19 protein-coding genes are annotated in these 16,062 nt (G+C 45.2%); 14 read left to right on the top strand and 5 right to left on the bottom strand.

Annotated features, from left to right (window positions below):
* The first annotated feature begins 140 nt into the window (after positions 1–140).
* The 4 genes from AC4E8B_RS12520 (at position 141) to AC4E8B_RS12505 (ending at position 3,447) form a co-directional block, all read left to right on the top strand.
* Positions 141–992, top strand: a complete 852-nt coding sequence (locus AC4E8B_RS12520; protein ID WP_490213721.1) for an STAS domain-containing protein — start codon at positions 141–143, stop codon at positions 990–992.
* A 139-nt stretch (positions 993–1,131) separates the two neighbouring features.
* Positions 1,132–1,575: a hypothetical protein gene (locus tag AC4E8B_RS12515; RefSeq protein ID WP_490213720.1), complete on the top strand. Its 444-nt coding sequence runs from the start codon at positions 1,132–1,134 to the stop codon at positions 1,573–1,575.
* 13 nt (positions 1,576–1,588) lie between these two features.
* On the top strand, positions 1,589–2,317 hold the full coding sequence (locus AC4E8B_RS12510; RefSeq protein ID WP_490213719.1) for a polymer-forming cytoskeletal protein: 729 nt from the start codon (positions 1,589–1,591) through the stop codon (positions 2,315–2,317).
* 212 nt (positions 2,318–2,529) lie between these two features.
* Complete coding sequence (locus tag AC4E8B_RS12505; protein WP_490213718.1) at positions 2,530–3,447, top strand: cation diffusion facilitator family transporter; 918 nt, start codon at positions 2,530–2,532, stop codon at positions 3,445–3,447.
* Here the strand turns inward: AC4E8B_RS12505 and AC4E8B_RS12500 are convergent.
* Entirely contained in the window at positions 3,444–3,770 is a 327-nt protein-coding gene (locus tag AC4E8B_RS12500; RefSeq protein ID WP_490213717.1) for an ArsR/SmtB family transcription factor, read from the bottom strand. The genes AC4E8B_RS12505 and AC4E8B_RS12500 overlap by 4 nt on opposite strands.
* Positions 3,771–3,917: 147 nt before the next feature.
* Positions 3,918–4,253, bottom strand: a complete 336-nt coding sequence (locus AC4E8B_RS12495) for a YqzG/YhdC family protein (RefSeq protein WP_490213716.1) — start codon at positions 4,251–4,253, stop codon at positions 3,918–3,920.
* Positions 4,254–4,418: 165 nt separating this feature from the next.
* Here AC4E8B_RS12495 and AC4E8B_RS12490 point away from each other — a divergent pair, with 165 nt between their 5' ends.
* The 4 genes from AC4E8B_RS12490 to AC4E8B_RS12475 all read left to right on the top strand — a co-directional run bounded on the left by AC4E8B_RS12490 (position 4,419) and on the right by AC4E8B_RS12475 (position 7,686).
* Positions 4,419–4,670, top strand: coding sequence for a late competence development ComFB family protein (locus tag AC4E8B_RS12490; protein WP_148975360.1), 252 nt, complete (start codon positions 4,419–4,421; stop codon positions 4,668–4,670).
* A 603-nt stretch (positions 4,671–5,273) separates the two neighbouring features.
* Entirely contained in the window at positions 5,274–6,425 is a 1,152-nt protein-coding gene (locus AC4E8B_RS12485) for an acyl-CoA dehydrogenase family protein (RefSeq protein ID WP_490213715.1), read from the top strand.
* Positions 6,403–6,561 carry a Ger(x)C family spore germination C-terminal domain-containing protein gene (locus AC4E8B_RS12480; protein ID WP_490213714.1) on the top strand — a complete coding sequence of 53 codons (159 nt, stop codon included), beginning with the start codon at positions 6,403–6,405 and terminating at the stop codon, positions 6,559–6,561. Before AC4E8B_RS12485 ends, AC4E8B_RS12480 begins: the two co-directional genes overlap by 23 nt.
* A 168-nt stretch (positions 6,562–6,729) precedes the next feature.
* Positions 6,730–7,686, top strand: coding sequence for a cation diffusion facilitator family transporter (locus AC4E8B_RS12475; RefSeq protein WP_490213713.1), 957 nt, complete (start codon positions 6,730–6,732; stop codon positions 7,684–7,686).
* 125 nt (positions 7,687–7,811) lie between these two features.
* On the opposite strand, the gene AC4E8B_RS12470 is transcribed toward AC4E8B_RS12475, so the two are convergent.
* The gene (locus AC4E8B_RS12470) at positions 7,812–8,387 is read right to left on the bottom strand and encodes a YkoP family protein (RefSeq protein ID WP_490213712.1); all 576 of its coding nucleotides are present in this window, start codon (positions 8,385–8,387) and stop codon (positions 7,812–7,814) included.
* A 172-nt stretch (positions 8,388–8,559) separates the two neighbouring features.
* On the opposite strand from AC4E8B_RS12470, the gene AC4E8B_RS12465 reads away from it, so the two are divergent.
* Positions 8,560–9,906: a S8 family peptidase gene (locus AC4E8B_RS12465; RefSeq protein WP_490213711.1), complete on the top strand. Its 1,347-nt coding sequence runs from the start codon at positions 8,560–8,562 to the stop codon at positions 9,904–9,906.
* A 176-nt stretch (positions 9,907–10,082) separates the two neighbouring features.
* Here the strand turns inward: AC4E8B_RS12465 and AC4E8B_RS12460 are convergent, their stop codons facing one another.
* On the bottom strand, positions 10,083–10,355 hold the full coding sequence (locus AC4E8B_RS12460) for a YqhV family protein (protein ID WP_490213710.1): 273 nt from the start codon (positions 10,353–10,355) through the stop codon (positions 10,083–10,085).
* Positions 10,356–10,480: 125 nt separating this feature from the next.
* Complete coding sequence (locus tag AC4E8B_RS12455) at positions 10,481–11,077, bottom strand: biotin transporter BioY (protein WP_490213709.1); 597 nt, start codon at positions 11,075–11,077, stop codon at positions 10,481–10,483.
* 106 nt (positions 11,078–11,183) lie between these two features.
* On the opposite strand from AC4E8B_RS12455, the gene AC4E8B_RS12450 reads away from it, so the two are divergent.
* From AC4E8B_RS12450 to AC4E8B_RS12430, 5 genes are all read left to right on the top strand, one after another.
* Complete coding sequence (locus AC4E8B_RS12450) at positions 11,184–11,630, top strand: NUDIX hydrolase (RefSeq protein ID WP_490213708.1); 447 nt, start codon at positions 11,184–11,186, stop codon at positions 11,628–11,630.
* Positions 11,631–11,675: 45 nt separating this feature from the next.
* On the top strand, positions 11,676–11,831 hold the full coding sequence (locus AC4E8B_RS12445) for a hypothetical protein (RefSeq protein ID WP_490213707.1): 156 nt from the start codon (positions 11,676–11,678) through the stop codon (positions 11,829–11,831).
* A 118-nt stretch (positions 11,832–11,949) separates the two neighbouring features.
* The gene (locus tag AC4E8B_RS12440; RefSeq protein ID WP_490219410.1) at positions 11,950–13,686 is read left to right on the top strand and encodes a LytS/YhcK type 5TM receptor domain-containing protein; all 1,737 of its coding nucleotides are present in this window, start codon (positions 11,950–11,952) and stop codon (positions 13,684–13,686) included.
* A 1-nt stretch (position 13,687) separates the two neighbouring features.
* A complete protein-coding gene (locus AC4E8B_RS12435) occupies positions 13,688–14,422 on the top strand; it encodes a LytR/AlgR family response regulator transcription factor (protein WP_490219408.1) in 735 nt (244 codons plus the stop codon).
* A gap of 148 nt (positions 14,423–14,570) precedes the next feature.
* Complete coding sequence (locus AC4E8B_RS12430; protein WP_490219407.1) at positions 14,571–16,016, top strand: carbon starvation CstA family protein; 1,446 nt, start codon at positions 14,571–14,573, stop codon at positions 16,014–16,016.
* Positions 16,017–16,062 lie beyond the last annotated feature (46 nt).

Raw genomic sequence — 16,062 nt, 5'->3', positions numbered from 1 at the left:
CAAAGGGAAGGGGAGAGCCAGGCTATTACAGCAAATGGCAACTGCAAATATTTGACTGTTTAAAAGCAAACCTTTATCATACAAAAGGCAGATATTTATAATGTTCTTACAGAATAGTCCAGATAAAGGGAAGGCTGATTATGCAGAAAAACCAGATGTTATTTGAATATCTTAGTGATAATTCTAAAAGAATTACTGACAAATGGCTGAGCACCAGAGCAAAAGAAAAAGGATCGATTTATTCTGCGGAGGCGGATAAAAAAATTGAAAGAATGCTCCGTGAGCAAAATGCCTTCACTAATAAGACCGTTTCGACCATCCTTTTGAATGACCGGACTATTTTTGAAAAGCTGGTCACAGAGTGGGCGAGCACAGTAGCTGAAAGCAGGGCAGATACCGATACTCCGATCTATGAGGTGATTTCAGCATTAAGCAAAGTGAGAGATACATATTGGAGCTTTGTTGAAGAATTCGCGAGAGAGAAAGATGAAATTGCCAAGGATGATATCCTCCAGTGGAGTCTGATCATTCATTCAGCTTTTGACATTCTCGCGCAGAAGTTTGCCGAACAGTATTATAAAATTACAAGAAACAGGCTGAGAGCACAACAGGATCTCATCCATCAGCTGGGCGCCCCGATCATCCCCATCATCGGGTCCATCGGTGTTCTTCCTTTAATAGGGGATATTGATACAGAAAGAGCAAAAGCAATCCTTGAGAGCGTGCCCCTTCAGTGCACAGAAGCAAAGCTTTCTTATTTGTTTATCGACCTGTCCGGGGTACCGATTGTTGATACAATGGTAGCACAGCAAATCTATCATATTGTGCAGACCCTTGACCTGCTTGGCATCAAGACAACCATCTCAGGCATCCGGCCTGAAGTTGCCATGACATCTATCCAGCTTGGAATAGACTTCAGTAAAATCAGTACACACAGCACACTGAAAAACGCCTTAGCGAAAATGGGGCTAAGCATGAAAACTGAATTATAACAAAAAAATGCATTCCTTGCTTGTAAGCCGGGAATGCATTTTTTTCGATGCAGTGGATATCACGGCTTCTCAGGCGGGCAAGCCGTACCGCGAAACTGAGCCGCTGCAGCATGGGAGTTCACTTTTTCAAGCTGGAGGAATGATGCCTGCAATTAGAAGGACGAAAAAAACCAAGCCAATGATGGCAAGGATGAGAGATGCAAAAAAAACTGGGCCCTTTCTGAAGAAAAATGGTTCATCTTTCTGGATGATCCCCGTTTGGGCGCTCACCATGCTGTTGATATGCCTCTGGGGTGAACCTCCGCTAGTTGAAAAAATAAAAGTGACTGCAGCAAATGCGGCACCAATAAAGAAAAGGACTTCAATAAACCTTACAGAAAAATATGCTGCCACGGCCCATGTGGCTAAAGCTTCAGCCGCCAGGGCAGCTATAAAGACAATAGTATTCTTGCTCATTATTATCACCTCAGCTTCTATACGATGGACGTGGAGAAAATGTTTCATAAAATATCAAAATATTGAAAATTATCCAAAGAATTTTCTGATCATTATGGTAAGATATAAAAAACAATTATGTTTGTAAAAAGGAGATTATCATGATTACACAAGGAGCAGGGAAACTGTCCATAAATGGAGTTGGATCTTCGGACGGCGGGAGCTTTGATCTAATAAGTGTGAACGGAAAAGGCACCGTAAATGGAAACCTTGAATGCCGCATATTTGATTGCAATGGCTCAGGGCAATTCAACGGAGACGTCCTTTCTTCTGAAAAAGCTAAAATCAACGGACATGCTGCTGTCGCCGGAAACTTCACAGGGGTTACGCTGTCAATCGACGGAAACGCCGGCTTTTCAGGTGATGTAGCTGTTTCAGACGAAATTAAGGTAAACGGTAAAGGAAAAATCGGAGGAAGCCTCTTATCCCGAAAAATTTTAATCAATGGAAGGCTTACTGCAGGCGGCGGGGTGGAGACAGATGAGTTCAAATCAGAAGGCCAATTTACAATCGGCAGCCATTTGGCGGCAGTCACCATAGAGGCTTTCATCACCGGGGAATGCAAGGTGCAAGAGATGAGGGGCAGAAACATTCTAATTAAGCAAAAGAAAGACAGTCCGCTTAGAGGGCTTCTTCATTCGATTTTTCCTTCCCGGCTTGAAGCCGATTTGATAGAAGGTGAAAAGATACATATCGAAAATACGAACGTGAAGAAGGCAATCGGAAATCATATTGTCATAGGTGAAAATGCATCTGCTGATTTTGTGGATTATACTGGATCTCTTAAGTTTGAAGGGAATGGTACGGCTGTGGAGAGCAGGCAAATATAAATAATTTCCTTTTATAAAAGCTGACTGGACGCCTGCAGGTAAGGGCGTCTTTTTTGTGCACTCCTTTTTAGTCGCTTTTTGAACCAGAGGATAAAATTGTTTAAATGCAGAAAAAAGCAGGGAAAATAAATAAAAGCATCAGAAAATATTTGAACATCCTTCTTACTTATAGCATAATATATGTACACATACTCATATAAGGAGGGAATGCAATGGGACATCACCATAATCATGGCCACGGTCATTCACACTCTCATACAAGCAACAAAAAAGCGCTTTTTCTTTCATTTATATTAATCGCTTCATTTATGATCGTTGAAGTTATCGGGGGCATCTTAACAAACAGCCTTGCCCTTTTATCTGATGCCGGCCATATGCTCAGCGACGCTGCCGCCCTGGGACTGAGCTTTTTTGCGGTAAAGCTTGGAGAAAAGCAGGCAACCGCCGCAAAATCGTATGGCTTTAAACGATTTGAAATCATTGCAGCTGCACTGAATGGGCTGACATTGATCGCAATCTCCATCTACATCTTTTACGAGGCCGTCCAAAGGATTATGGACCCGCCGGAAGTCCAAAGCATGGGCATGCTGACTATCGCGGTTCTGGGCCTGATTGTCAACATTATTGCCGCCTGGATACTGATGAAGGGCGACAAAGATGAGAACCTGAATGTAAGAAGCGCCTTTTTACATGTACTTGGTGATATGCTTGGATCTGCAGGTGCCATAGCCGCAGCTTTGCTGATCTATTTCTTTGATTGGGGGATCGCTGACCCGATTGCAAGTGTAATTGTTGCCATCCTGATCATTATAAGCGGATGGAGGGTTACAAAGGAATCTTTCCATATATTGATGGAAGGGGCTCCTGAGCAGATTGACGCCTCCAGCATCCGCAGCTCTCTGGAAGGCATCGCTTCTGTAAAAGAAATCCATGATCTCCATATCTGGTCAATCACTTCAGGTGTGCCGATGCTCAGCTGCCATATCGCCATCACAGAGGAAGGACGCCATGATGAAATCCTGAGGGAAGCGCAGGCTGCCCTTCATGACCAGTTCGGAATCGACCACAGCACCATCCAGGTGGAAAGATATGAAAAAGGCTGTCCAAGCGCACATGGCACATGCAATTAATGGTGGCTGGCATGCTCAATGGTTTGTCTGAGGATTCCCATTACATGTTCGTCATCATGTGAGTAAAATAAGGTAGTGCCTTCACGCCTGAACTTAACCAGCCTCAGATTCTTCAGAAACCTCAGCTGATGGGAAACCGTCGATTGCAGCAAAGATAGCTTTTCAGCAATTTCGTTCACTGAATGCTCCCCCTGAAACAGCAGATTCAGGATTCTGAGCCTGGTCGGATCAGATAAAGCTTTAAATGTCTGTGATACGATGAATAAGGTTTCATCGTCCAGTTCCTGCACGATGTGCGGCTGTATTTTTTCATCTTCTGCCATTGATTCAGCCTCCTTTTCTAACTATTATAAAATAAAAATGCACGAAGAAAAATCCCGGAGAACTTTTACCGGAATTTTTTCTTCGTGCTTCTTGCTTTTCAGGCCATATAGGTATAAATTAGTGCTTATCAGCATTTTTCCTTAAACTTATCTCGGCGTCTCCTGATAGGTGATTGCACGGATTTTTTCCGTTTTCTTATCAAACGTAATACGGACAAAAACTCCAAACTCCCGATTGTCCTTGGAAAGCCAAAGCTTGAAGGTTTCTGTACAGTTGGATCCCTGGGTTGTTCTGCCTACATGAAGATAGTCAAGGATTCTTGCTCCAGGATACTTAATTTTCGTATTGGTCATTGCAAGCTTTCCCCATTTAGCATATGCAGGCGTCTGCTGTGCCGCTGCGGCATGCTCGATGTATGCAGCAGAAGGGGAAAACATGGCAGGGAAACTTAACAATAATATGAACAGTATCAACTTTTTCAAAATGCTCACTTCCTTTTTAATTGATTAGCTCGTCACCATATTATGTATTAGTATTGAAAAAACAGGTGCAGTCTATGCCCTGATAAGCTATTTTCTTAATCGTTCCATCAGACATCTAAGTAAAAGGCGGGAGATTGATTGAAACAACCGGAATACGTAAATGTTATGGAAGAAATTGTTGCAGCACTCGTTAAAGTACTTATGCTGAGCCCGGATTATCAAACCTTTTGCCAGTGCATGAAGTGCCGCGCTGATATTATCGCCATCAGCCTCAATAACCTGCCAAATCATTATGTAACAACAGAAGAAGGCAGGAAAATGGTATTTGAACAGCTGAACACCGAGGAAAACCGAAAATGGATCAATAAAAGAATCATCAATGCGATTCATGTGGTTAGTAAATATCCGAAGCATTAGGATCCAGAGAAGCGGAGGAACAATTCGCTTCTCTTCTTAAAATTGAGTTGTGTTTGATTTCTTATCTGGCAGCAGGTCCCAGAACATCTTAATGGAGACATTATCCTCATTTGTCTTTTAAAGATAGTGGTCCCAGTTATTCTGGCTGGAGCCGCTATTTTCTTTTTTCTACAAGATAGTGGTCCCAGCGCTTCTCGCTGGAGCCGCTATTTTCGTTTTTCTACAAGATAGTGGTCCCAGCGCTTCTCGCTGGAGCCGCTATTTTTGTTTTTTTACAAGATAGCGGTCCCAGCTCTCCTGGCTGAAGCCGCTATTTTCTTTTTTCTACAAGATAGTGGTCCCAGCGCTTCTGGCTGGAGCCGCTATTTTCGTTTGTCTTCAAGTTAGCGGTCCCAGCTCTCCTGGCTGGAGCCGCTATTTTCGTTTTTCTACAAGATAGTGGTCCCAGCTCTTCTGGCTGGAGCCGCTATTTTCGTTTTTCTTCAAGATAGTGGTCCCAGGCACATCCTGCTCCCCATTTTAAATCACATTAATTGCACACTAACCTGATCTGAATAATAATAGTAGTAACAAAATGGATGGAAATAGTTAAGGAGGAGTTATATGAGCGATTTTATCAAAGCTGCAGGTGAAGCAGACAGATATGAACTGATGAAAGAGCTGTCCGCAAGCTTCAAAGAGCGGAGCCGACCTAAGGAAAGTAGGGGGAGGTTCCCCCATGATAATATTCAAGAGCTGAAAGCATCCGGTTACACAGCCCTGACTGTTCCGGCAGACCAGGGTGGAAAGGGAATATCATTGCTCGAAATGATCATGCTGCAGGAAAAGCTGGCAGAAGGAGATGGCTCTACTGCTCTGGCGATCGGGTGGCATATGGGGATTACGAAGAATCTGGGAGAGAAAAGGAAGTGGGATGACGAACTTTTTTCTTTTCTTTGCCGCGAAATCCTGGACGGTAAGCTGATAAACAGTGCTGCAACGGAAAGGCAGACGGGCAGCCCGACCCGGGGCGGCCGGCCACAGACTGAAGCAGTGCTAAAGAATGGAAGCTGGGTGATCAACGGCAGAAAGACCTTTACAACGATGGCTCCCGCACTGGACTATTTCATTGTCAGCGCATTTATTCCAAGTGAAGACAAGACAGGGAATTTCCTTGTTCCCAGAAAGTCAGAAGGTTTGTCGATCGAGGAGACATGGGACAGTGTCAGCATGAGAGGGACCGGCAGCCATGATCTTGTGCTTGATGAGGTTTCCATTGATAAGTCCTTTATGGCGGAAACACTGGGACAGGACAAAAAGGCGAATGGCTGGCTTCTTCATATTCCAGCGGTATATCTTGGCATTGCACAGGCGGCCCAGGATTATGCGGCTGGCTTTGCTAAAAGTTATTCGCCAAACAGCATTGAAGGTACCATCAGCGATATTCCTTCTGTCCAGCAGAAAATAGGGGAAATGGAGCTAGAACTGATGCGGGCAAGAGAGTTTCTTTATTCTGCGGCAGGCAGATGGGACAGGGCGGGGGAAAATGAAAGAGAGTCCCTGCAGCCTCTTCTCGGTGCTGTAAAGCTGGCTGTTACCAATGCTGCATTAGCAGTCGCTGACCTTGCAATCAGGGTTGTTGGCGCAAGAAGCCTGTCTGAACAGAATCCTCTGCAGCAATATTATCTGGATATCAGGGCAGGGCTCCATAATCCTCCTATGGATGATATGACCATTTCGCTGCTTGCACGCAATGCCATATCCAGGGTTGACTGAAAAAAAGAATGCAGAAGAGCTTTCCAGGAAAATTTCGCAAAGGATGTCTGATGATGCAAAGGAGATTTTCAGCATTCTTAAAGAAGAAAAAGCAGATCTGCTGGGCCTTGGAACCCGGATATATGGGAAGACGTAAAGGGAAGTGATTATTATGCAAAGGTGGATGTAAAACCGGAAGTCCGCATCCATATTTCCGGTAATGGCATCATCAATTAATGCCTGCCAGCCTTTTATATGAGAGGTTTGGTTTTCGCTCTATCATGGTAAATAAATATTAATACTAAGACTATAAAGATAGAGGGTGATGTCACTGCTTGCATTTTTAAAAAGAGGGAATAAGTCTTCAGGGATTGCCGCTGTAGGGAATACAGCTTTAGCCATCGCCAAAGGAGTGGCAGCAACTATAAGCGGCAGCGGTGCCATGTTTGCTACGACCCTTCATTCGGTTGCGGATGCATTGAACCAGGGATTCGTTTTCTTCGGAAGCGCCATTTCCGAGAAAGAAGCAACAAAAAGATTTCCGAGCGGCTTTGGCCGTGTGGTCAATTTATTCGTCTTGATCGCTGTCATTGTTATATCTATTATGGCATACGAAACCATTCATAAAGGGTGGGACCTTATTGTCCATCCCCATGAGTCTTCAGATTTGTGGCTGAACATCATTATTATGATTCTTGCCATCCTGACAGATGGGGGAGTACTTTTGAAGGCAATGAAAGAGATTGCCCATGAAACAAAAAGCGGGGCAAAGGGATTCAGCGTATTTACGACATCATTTAAGAATGTCCGTCTTGCTGCACCACCTACAAGACTTGTCTTTTATGAAGATATCATTGCGACATTCGGGGCGCTGCTTGCTCTTGCTGCAATCATCCTCGCCCATCTTACAGGTTTCTATTTCCTGGATGGGGTCGGTACGATCCTGATCGGATTCCTGCTGGTTGGAATAGCCATCAAAATCGGCTATGAAAATACGCTTGGACTCATTGGTGTAGCGGCACCCAAGGAAATTGAAGACCGGGTGGCAAATACGATCCTCTCTGATCCGGACGTTGTCGACATTAAAGATATGCGCATCCTCCAGGAAGGAAGGAAGTATCATATTGAAAGCTATATTGAGCTGAAAGCCGGCCTATCACTGGCCATTGCAGATGATATCATCTACAGGGTCCGGGATAATCTTTTCAAAGACCCGGATGTCGGCGATGTCAGGATGGGAATCCTGGAAACCGATAATATCACAACCTGGAAAAGCGAATAAGGAAAACCCAGGCACACTTTTTAATAAAGTGTGCCTTTCTCAATGCAGCGTGCAGGCTGCAAAAGATTGTCTGAACACAGCAAATATTCTGGGCAGAAATGCAAAAAGCCGGTGCTGTCCGGCTTTTATTGCTGTACTGGAAACCGAAGATACCTTGCTGCCAGCTGCTGTTTTGTCATGACGAGATACGCAGGAGCTGATTCCTTTAAATCCTCCCATTTAGCTTTTGGCTGGGACAAAAAATATATAGGCGCCTGCATCAGCTGTTTAAGGAGGATATATCCGCTGTGTGTCAAAGGATGCCGTTCAAAGCCAAGAATCTGGTAGCCTTTATTTATCATGGTGATGCCTATAACGCCCTTGATAGAGTCGCTTTCAGGATGCCGATCCAGATGGTGGGCAAGACAGGGCATGGACTCGCCGACTATCCTGATCAAGGCTCTGCCTCTCGATACAGGGCTTTTAATATGCACCAGCTGTTTGAGCAGCCTTGAATTATGAAGATGGATTTTAATGACGATGTCGTTCTTTTTGAGGGAGGAGCCGTCTGAGAGGATTATTTCGGGCCCTCTATATTTCGTCTTTCTGACGCGGAATATGCTGTACTTGTTTTCCAGCTTCAAGTGTAACAATCTTGTGCAGTGATAATAAACAGGATCAAGGAAATCCCATAAGTAAATCAGCCAGATACGAATGACCATTCCGGACTCCTTTGCCAGTTGAATTTTTAATGTTAGCTTTTTATAAAAAAAGGATTTGTATACTCCTTGTATTTCAACATATGCCACTCACATATGTGAATGTTTACCATCATCATGATCATCATTAAAGAGCACCCTAAGAGAAAACTGACATTCAAGAGGTGCACTTATTATGAAACGAATGACCGCAGCCCTCATCAGTGCTGCAGCACTGTTTGTAACTGTTATGATGTTATTCCAGCTGCCGGGGCACAACCAGAAAAGTACAGATGGAGGGGAGGCCTCCGGGCGTACGCAGCCTCTTCAGCACAGCACAAGCCGGCTGCTGAACATTAATTCGATTGAACAGGGAGAGGAAATTAAAACATTCCTGAACGGGGATGAAGATGTAAAGATCATTCATCATAACCCGAAGGATAAGAGTCATTACAAAGAGCACGAAGCCACTGTTAAATTCTCCAGCCCTCCTGGCGAAGATGAGCTTGACAGTCTTGCAGCAGTGCTGGATGCAGAATTTTTCAGGCATATGGATTCCATATTTGTTTTTCAGTCTGACAGCATGACGACTGCGGATCTTCTGCAATTTTTCAGAGAACGACCTGATGTGGCATATGCAGAGCCTAACTTCATCCTGATGCAGAATGAAGCGGAGCGTCCGAATGACTTGCTATACAGGGAAAATTATCAATGGAACCTGCCTGCTGTCGATATTGAAAGAGCCTGGGACATCTCAAAGGGCGACAAAGATATCATCATTGCGGTTGTCGATACAGGGGTGGACATGGATCATCCCGATCTCAGGAGACGCCTGATGAAAGGCTATAATGTCATGCAGAACAGCAGCGATTTTGACGACGATAATGGCCATGGCACTCACGTTGCTGGCATCATTGCTTCTGAAACGAACAATGCGGAGGGTATTGCAGGAATCACCTGGAACAACCGGATCATGCCTGTAAAGGCGATGGGCAGCAAGGGATACGGCTATACATTCGATATTGCCAAGGGCATCATCTGGGCAGCGGATCATGGCGCGGATGTCATCAATCTCAGCCTTGGCAACTACCAGCCGTCAGCTTTTCTCGAGGAGGCAATCCGCTATGCTTATGATAAAGGAGCAGTCCTCATATCAGCTGCCGGTAATGATAACTCGGAACAGCCTTCATTTCCGGCAGCCTTTCCGGAAGTTCTCAGTGTGTCTGCTGTAAGCTACACAGGGGAAAAAGCAGATTTTTCTAATTATGGTTATTATATTGATGTGACGGCACCTGGTGTGTATATTCCGAGCACCTATTTTAAAAATCAGTATGCCGCCCTTTCAGGCACATCCATGGCAAGCCCCCATGTTGCGGGCCTGGCAGGGCTCATTCTTTCAGTCAATCCAGATCTGTCAAACAGGCAGGTCATGAACATAATAAAAGAAACCGCCAGGGATATCGGAGAAAAGGGCAGGGACGCCTACTTTGGGAATGGTTTGATTGATATAGGAACCGCACTTGCAGCGGCAGCTGATATTTAGAAAAAAGGACCGGGCCGCTGTATGAGCGGGCCAGTCCTTTTCCCTTCGAGGAGAACATTAATCAGGTAAATGCTATATAGTCTTTGCATCTCCTTGATGGTCTCATAAAAAATCCTTGATTCCCTGTGTAAGGTAGTCAGACTAACCATAAATCAGCTTGGTCCAGTAGCCTGCACTCAGCTTTTTACGCCATACAAAATGCAGCCGACCCCGGCAAACACCCACAGCATCTTGGCAAACGATACCTTGTCGGCGAGCCCGATGAGCCCGATGGTGGTTGTTGCAATCAAAATGAGCGGTCCCACCAGGGCGAGCGAACTGTTTAATACGAGCGCTTTTTCAACATCATTATATTTAATGATCAGAAATGCCGCTAAAATTTCAAGGCTTCCAGAAAAAATTCTTAATGAAGCCATCATGATTATGGTCTTTTCCAACAGCTGAAACATAAGTACCTCCCAAAAGCAGTTTGCTACATTATATGCAGCACACCTGCTGATAAGGACAAACATTCTCAAGGCCATGGACAGCAAAAAGATTCCGGCCAACTGGACAGAATCTTCTTGTCTGGTATTTATGCTGACTGCTTCAGCTTGTTGAAGCGGCTGCCCGCCAAGGCATTTCTGTTGAGCCTTAAGGCAAGAAGACCCGCAAGGACGGCAAGGATGATGTCCTTAGGAAGCGGAACAAGCATCCAGGCCCAGGCCAATGCATAGCTGAAGCCTTCCGGGGCAGCAAACCACAGCTTATAGGCAAAATACATATAATTTGTCCCTAATATATAATTGATGGCCAGTCCCACAAGCGCCGCTGTAATATAAGAAGCTTTGCTTGAATTCCATTCAATTATCTTTCCTGTAGCATAAGCTGCCAAAATATATGTAAGGATGAAGCCGAAGGTAGGGCTTATGACAGTTGAAAAGCCGGAGCCAAATTTAGCAAAAACCGGGACACCTGCAATTCCAACCAGGGCATATACAGTCATTGCAATGGCTGAGAGCCTGCTGCCAAGGATGGCGCCGGACAGGATGGCGATAAATGTCTGCAGGGTGATGGGAACACCGCCGATCACCATAAAGGGGACAAAAGATGTGATATTTGCCCCGATTGCCATTAGTGCAGTGAACATTCCGGCCAGAGAAAGATGAAGCGGCGTCAATTTCTTTTTCATGAGATATGCCTCCTAGCAATGTTTTATACTAAAATAAGAATAAGATGGAAAAAGGAGTTATGTCAACTTATTTTTATTTTAGTTTACAAAGGAAGTGTAAATAGACATGGAAAGACCCAGAGCAAATACATTGGGCATTGTCCATAGAGACGGCCGAATTTTGGTGGAAGAACTTTGCGGTAAGCATTCAAAGGGAGAAGGAGTCTTTTATCGCCCGCTCGGCGGTACGATAGAACTCGGGGAAACATCCAAGGATGCGTTAAAACGGGAGTTTATGGAAGAGTTAGGAGCACACATCAGCATAGCGGATTATATCGCATGCCTCGAAAATATCTACACTATTAACGGCAGTATAAAACATGAACTATCACAGCTTTATGAGGTAAAGCTCTTGAAAGAGTCACTGTATGAAGAAGAGTCTATCCCGGTCAACGAAAATGGCAGGAAATCGCTGGCAAAATGGATGCCGGTCAAGTCCTTTGTGGAAAAGCGGGAAATACTTTTTCCGGCCGGCCTTGAACAATATCTTGTACGTTTCTTGTCGTGCAAATAAGTGTAATGATCTGTCTGCACGGGTATATAACCTGTAAAAGAAAGGGTGAGAAATGTGCAGACATATGGTGAATGGTATACCCGCAGACGGCCGGAGTATAAAGAGTGGGAGAACCAGGAAACGAATGAGATCATCCTCAAAAACGCACTCTATTACGGTCTCCCTTCTGTTATAATGGTTGCGCTTTTAATACTTGCCTGATAAGCGAAAGCACCTGCCTTGCCGGCAGGTGCTTTGCTGCGATCTTTTTGAATAATAGTAAAACATCAGGAAATATAGTAAAATAGGGAAAATAAACTGGAAGGAAGAAGGTGTACGCATGTTCGAGCTTTTGCTGACAATGCTTGAGAGACTTGGACTGATTGTAACCATTGCCTTCATTTTGACCAGATTCCGTTTTTTCCGAGAAATGATATACCAGGAGTCATTGACGGCAAAACAGCGGTGGGTCGCTGTTCTTTTTTTTGGATTCTTCGGGATATTCGGCACCTATACAGGCGTCAGCTTCGATACGGACAGCCTGCAGTTCAGCCGCTGGGCCGCAGAGCTTTCTTCAGATGAAGCCATCGCCAATTCAAGGGTGATCGGCGTTGTGCTTGCCGGATTATTTGGCGGCTATCGGGTAGGAATCGGCGCAGGGCTGCTTGCCGGAGTCCACCGTTTTACTATGGGCGGTTTTACAGCGTTTTCCTGCGGCCTGGCTTCCATCATCGCCGGAATCATTGCAAGCTTCTTCCATAAGAAAAACAGGCATGTAAAGCTATCGACAGCGTTTATTATCGGAGCCCTTGCTGAAAGTGTGCAGATGCTTATCATCCTTCTTCTATCGAGGCCCTATAGCAAAGCTTCTGCTCTTGTTGAAACGATCGGACTTCCCATGATTCTTGCAAATGGGGTAGGCTGTGCCATTTTCCTGCTGATCATTAAAAGTGTTGTCAATGAAGAGGAAAAGGCTGCCGCCATCCAGGCGCAGAAATCTTTGCGTCTGGCACGCCAGACATTAAAGCATTTGCGAAAAGGGATGACATCTGAATCGGCAGAAGAAGTATGCCGTATCTTATACCATGAAGTGAATGCAAGTGCCGTATCGATTACAGATGATGAACATATTCTGTCTCATATCGGCCTCGCGGATGACCACCATAAGTCTGGTCACAGAATTCAAACAGATATTACAAAAAAGGTGCTTTCCCAGGGGACGCTGATCATTGCAGGCCGGAATGATATCAGCTGCAGCAGTCCTTCATGCCCGCTTGGCGCTGCTGCAATAGCTCCGTTGAAGGAAAGGGGACAGACAATCGGCACTTTGAAATTTTATTTTAAGTCGGAAAAAGAAATTACTAACGTTGTGATAGAACTGATTTCCGGGCTGAGCATGCTCCTAAGCAATCAATTGGAAGCTGCAAGGGGTGAAAAAGCATTCCAGCTTGCGAAAGAAGCAGAAATCAAAGCACTGCAGGCCCAAATCAGTCCGCACTTCCTGTTTAATACCTTGAATGTAATCGTTTCTCTGATCCGCATTGACCCGAAAAAGGCCCGTAAGCTTCTTTTGTCGCTTTCCCATTTTCTCAGGCAGAATCTCGCCGGGACAACCTTGGAACGGACTAGTCTGAGAGAAGAATTAAAGCATGTACAAGCTTATTTGGAAATAGAGGAGGCAAGGTTTTCTGACAGGCTGAAAACAGAATTCCGGATTGAAGAAGAAGCGCAGGCAGCGGAAATACCGCCGCTGACACTGCAGCCGCTGGTAGAAAATGCGGTCAAACACGGCATAAAAGACAAAGAAGCAGACTGCAGGATCATTATTACCGCAGCTGTAAAAGAAGAAGGGATAACTGTTTCCGTTTTTGACAACGGGGCAGGCATTGAATCAGAACGCCTTCAAGAGCTGGGAAATGGCCATGTTCGATCCAGGACCGGTACAGGACTTGGAATTTACAATGTAAACAGGAGACTGGCAATGCTTTTCGGGGAAAAAGCCGGCTTGAATTTTGACAGCAGGCTGAATGAAGGGACAGCTGTATCGTTTACGCTTCCGGAAAAAGGAGAAGGATAGCATGGAAAGAAAAATCAGTTTATTGATTGCGGACGACGAGCCGTACAGCAGACAGGAACTTGTTCACCTGCTGAGTGAATATGAAGACCTGCAGGTAATAGGGGAAGCAGAATCCGGTGAACAGGCTGTCATCCAGTGCCTGCAGCTGCAGCCCGATGCTGTATTCTTGGATATTGAGATGCCAAAAATGAACGGCATGGAGACCGCCAGATCACTGAACGACCTAAAAAAGGTGCCAAAAATCATCTTCGCGACTGCTTATCCCCAGTTTGCTGCAGAAGCTTTCCGTTATGAAGCGGTAGATTATTTATTGAAGCCTTTTGACGAAGAGCTGCTTAAGGAAACAGTATCAAGGCTCAGGAAGTTTTTTTCAGAAGAAGGTGAATCACAGTCATCCTCCATGAAGCCGGTGAAGCTTGCAGTAGAGGAAGACGGCAATATTTCTTATATCAACCCTTCTTCCATTCTGTATATATCCCGGGAAGACAAGGTTTCAAGAATTGTCTCCAAAAATGGAAGTTACTGTGTGAAAACACCTCTAAAGGAGCTTGAAAGCAGGCTGCAGCATTTCCCTTTTTTCCGTATACATAAAAGCACAATTGTCCATCTGCCATATGTAGCACGGCTGACACCCTGGTTTAACGGAGCCTATCAGCTGGAGGTGGAGGGATCTGAAGAGATACTATCGGTCAGCCGGAATTACGCAAAAGCATTAAGAAATCGTCTGGAAATCTGAAGTGCTGGCAGCTGCTCTTTTCGTGCATTTCAAATTTCAATTTCTGCATCTTAAGACAGGTTATTGACATGTTGGCCACAATTCCGCCACATTTTCCTGCTCATGCCTTATACTTTCTGTAAGCGATTACAAAAAGGAGGCATTTCACTTGTATTCTTTTATAGCAGGCATCATTTTACTTATAGTTGGCTATTTCACTTATGGGAAATTTGTAGAAAAGGTATTCGGCGTTAAAAAGGAAAGGAAGACTCCGGCTTATACGCACAAAGATGGCGTGGATTATGTGCCGATGAACACGAAGAAAAATTCCCTTATCCAGCTGCTGAATATAGCAGGGGTAGGGCCGATCTTCGGACCAATCATGGGTGCATTATATGGCCCGGTCGCTTTTCTGTGGATTGTGCTCGGCTGTATTTTTGCCGGCGCCGTCCATGATTATCTGACAGGGATGATTTCCATCCGCAACAGGGGCGCACACTTGCCGGAACTGGCCGGGAAATTTCTCGGCAGCTTTATGAAGCATGTTGTAAATGCGTTTGCCATCCTGCTGCTGCTTCTCGTGGGAACTGTGTTTGTCACTTCCCCGGCAGAGCTTCTTCACAATTTGATGAACGGGTGGATGAGCATGGGCCTGATTCTTGGTGCCATCTTTATCTACTATATACTGGCGACACTATTGCCGATTGACAAAATCATTGGACGCTTTTATCCCATCTTCGGGGCATTGCTTTTGATCAGTGCGCTTGGAGTAGGGGCTTCGCTCATCATCAGCGGTGCGCCTATCCCTGAAATCAATCTGACAAACATGCATCCTGACAATGCACCGATCTTCCCGCTTCTGTTCCTGACAATTTCCTGCGGGGCTTTATCCGGATTCCATGCGACCCAGACCCCAATCATTTCGAGGACAACAGAAAATGAGGACCAAGGCAGAAAGATTTTCTATGGCATGATGATTGCAGAAGGCGTTATTGCCATGATTTGGGCTGCAGCTGCAATGAGCCTTTTCAATGGCTCTGCAGGCTTGAATGAACTGCTTGCAGCAGGCGGGCCTGCCGCAGTAGTAAGTGAAGCTTCTGCACTGACGCTTGGGGCTATCGGCGGAACACTGGCTGTGCTCGGAGTAATTGTCCTGCCGATCACATCCGGAGATACGGCTTTCCGAAGTGCAAGGATGATCATTGCCGACTATATCCGCTTCGGCCAGCAGAAGCTGGGCAACCGCCTGGTTATCGCCCTGCCGCTGTTTGTAATATCATTTGCACTGACAAAGATTGACTTTGAGATTCTTTGGAGATATTTCTCCTGGGCAAACCAGTCTACTGCTGTCATCGCCCTTTGGGTAGCCAGCATGTACCTTTTCATTGCCAGAAAAAATTATTGGATTGCCATGATACCGGGCATCTTCATGACAATGGCCACAGTCACTTATATTCTGAATGCGAAAATCGGGTTTGGACTGTCAATGAATATATCCTATCTGGGTGCAGCGATTGCTACTGTCATTGTCACCGTACTCTTTTACAACGCAGCAGGAAAAGCGAGAAAGAAGAATATTGCTCTTGAAGAAGATATAACTGGAAGAGTGGCATAAGAAATGCAGCAAAAGAGCCTGGGTGAGCCATTCCAGGCTCTTCTGT

This window comes from Bacillus sp. SRL543 (genome assembly GCF_984799205.1).
The sequence above is the reverse complement of the archived record's forward strand: the minus strand, read 5'-3'. Positions and strand labels throughout refer to the sequence as shown.

Bases quoted from the DNA above. Each gene is read 5' to 3' on its own strand.
- AC4E8B_RS12520 (WP_490213721.1), top strand. From the start codon at position 141: ATGCAGAAAAACCAGATGTTATTTGAATATCTTAGTGATAATTCTAAA.
- AC4E8B_RS12515 (WP_490213720.1), top strand. From the start codon at position 1,132: ATGATGCCTGCAATTAGAAGGACGAAAAAAACCAAGCCAATGATGGCA.
- AC4E8B_RS12510 (WP_490213719.1), top strand. From the start codon at position 1,589: ATGATTACACAAGGAGCAGGGAAACTGTCCATAAATGGAGTTGGATCT.
- AC4E8B_RS12505 (WP_490213718.1), top strand. From the start codon at position 2,530: ATGGGACATCACCATAATCATGGCCACGGTCATTCACACTCTCATACA.
- AC4E8B_RS12500 (WP_490213717.1), bottom strand. From the start codon at position 3,770: ATGGCAGAAGATGAAAAAATACAGCCGCACATCGTGCAGGAACTGGAC.
- AC4E8B_RS12490 (WP_148975360.1), top strand. From the start codon at position 4,419: ATGGAAGAAATTGTTGCAGCACTCGTTAAAGTACTTATGCTGAGCCCG.
- AC4E8B_RS12485 (WP_490213715.1), top strand. From the start codon at position 5,274: ATGAGCGATTTTATCAAAGCTGCAGGTGAAGCAGACAGATATGAACTG.
- AC4E8B_RS12480 (WP_490213714.1), top strand. From the start codon at position 6,403: ATGCCATATCCAGGGTTGACTGAAAAAAAGAATGCAGAAGAGCTTTCC.
- AC4E8B_RS12475 (WP_490213713.1), top strand. From the start codon at position 6,730: ATGTCACTGCTTGCATTTTTAAAAAGAGGGAATAAGTCTTCAGGGATT.
- AC4E8B_RS12470 (WP_490213712.1), bottom strand. From the start codon at position 8,387: ATGGTCATTCGTATCTGGCTGATTTACTTATGGGATTTCCTTGATCCT.
- AC4E8B_RS12465 (WP_490213711.1), top strand. From the start codon at position 8,560: ATGAAACGAATGACCGCAGCCCTCATCAGTGCTGCAGCACTGTTTGTA.
- AC4E8B_RS12460 (WP_490213710.1), bottom strand. From the start codon at position 10,355: ATGTTTCAGCTGTTGGAAAAGACCATAATCATGATGGCTTCATTAAGA.
- AC4E8B_RS12455 (WP_490213709.1), bottom strand. From the start codon at position 11,077: ATGAAAAAGAAATTGACGCCGCTTCATCTTTCTCTGGCCGGAATGTTC.
- AC4E8B_RS12450 (WP_490213708.1), top strand. From the start codon at position 11,184: ATGGAAAGACCCAGAGCAAATACATTGGGCATTGTCCATAGAGACGGC.
- AC4E8B_RS12440 (WP_490219410.1), top strand. From the start codon at position 11,950: ATGTTCGAGCTTTTGCTGACAATGCTTGAGAGACTTGGACTGATTGTA.
- AC4E8B_RS12435 (WP_490219408.1), top strand. From the start codon at position 13,688: ATGGAAAGAAAAATCAGTTTATTGATTGCGGACGACGAGCCGTACAGC.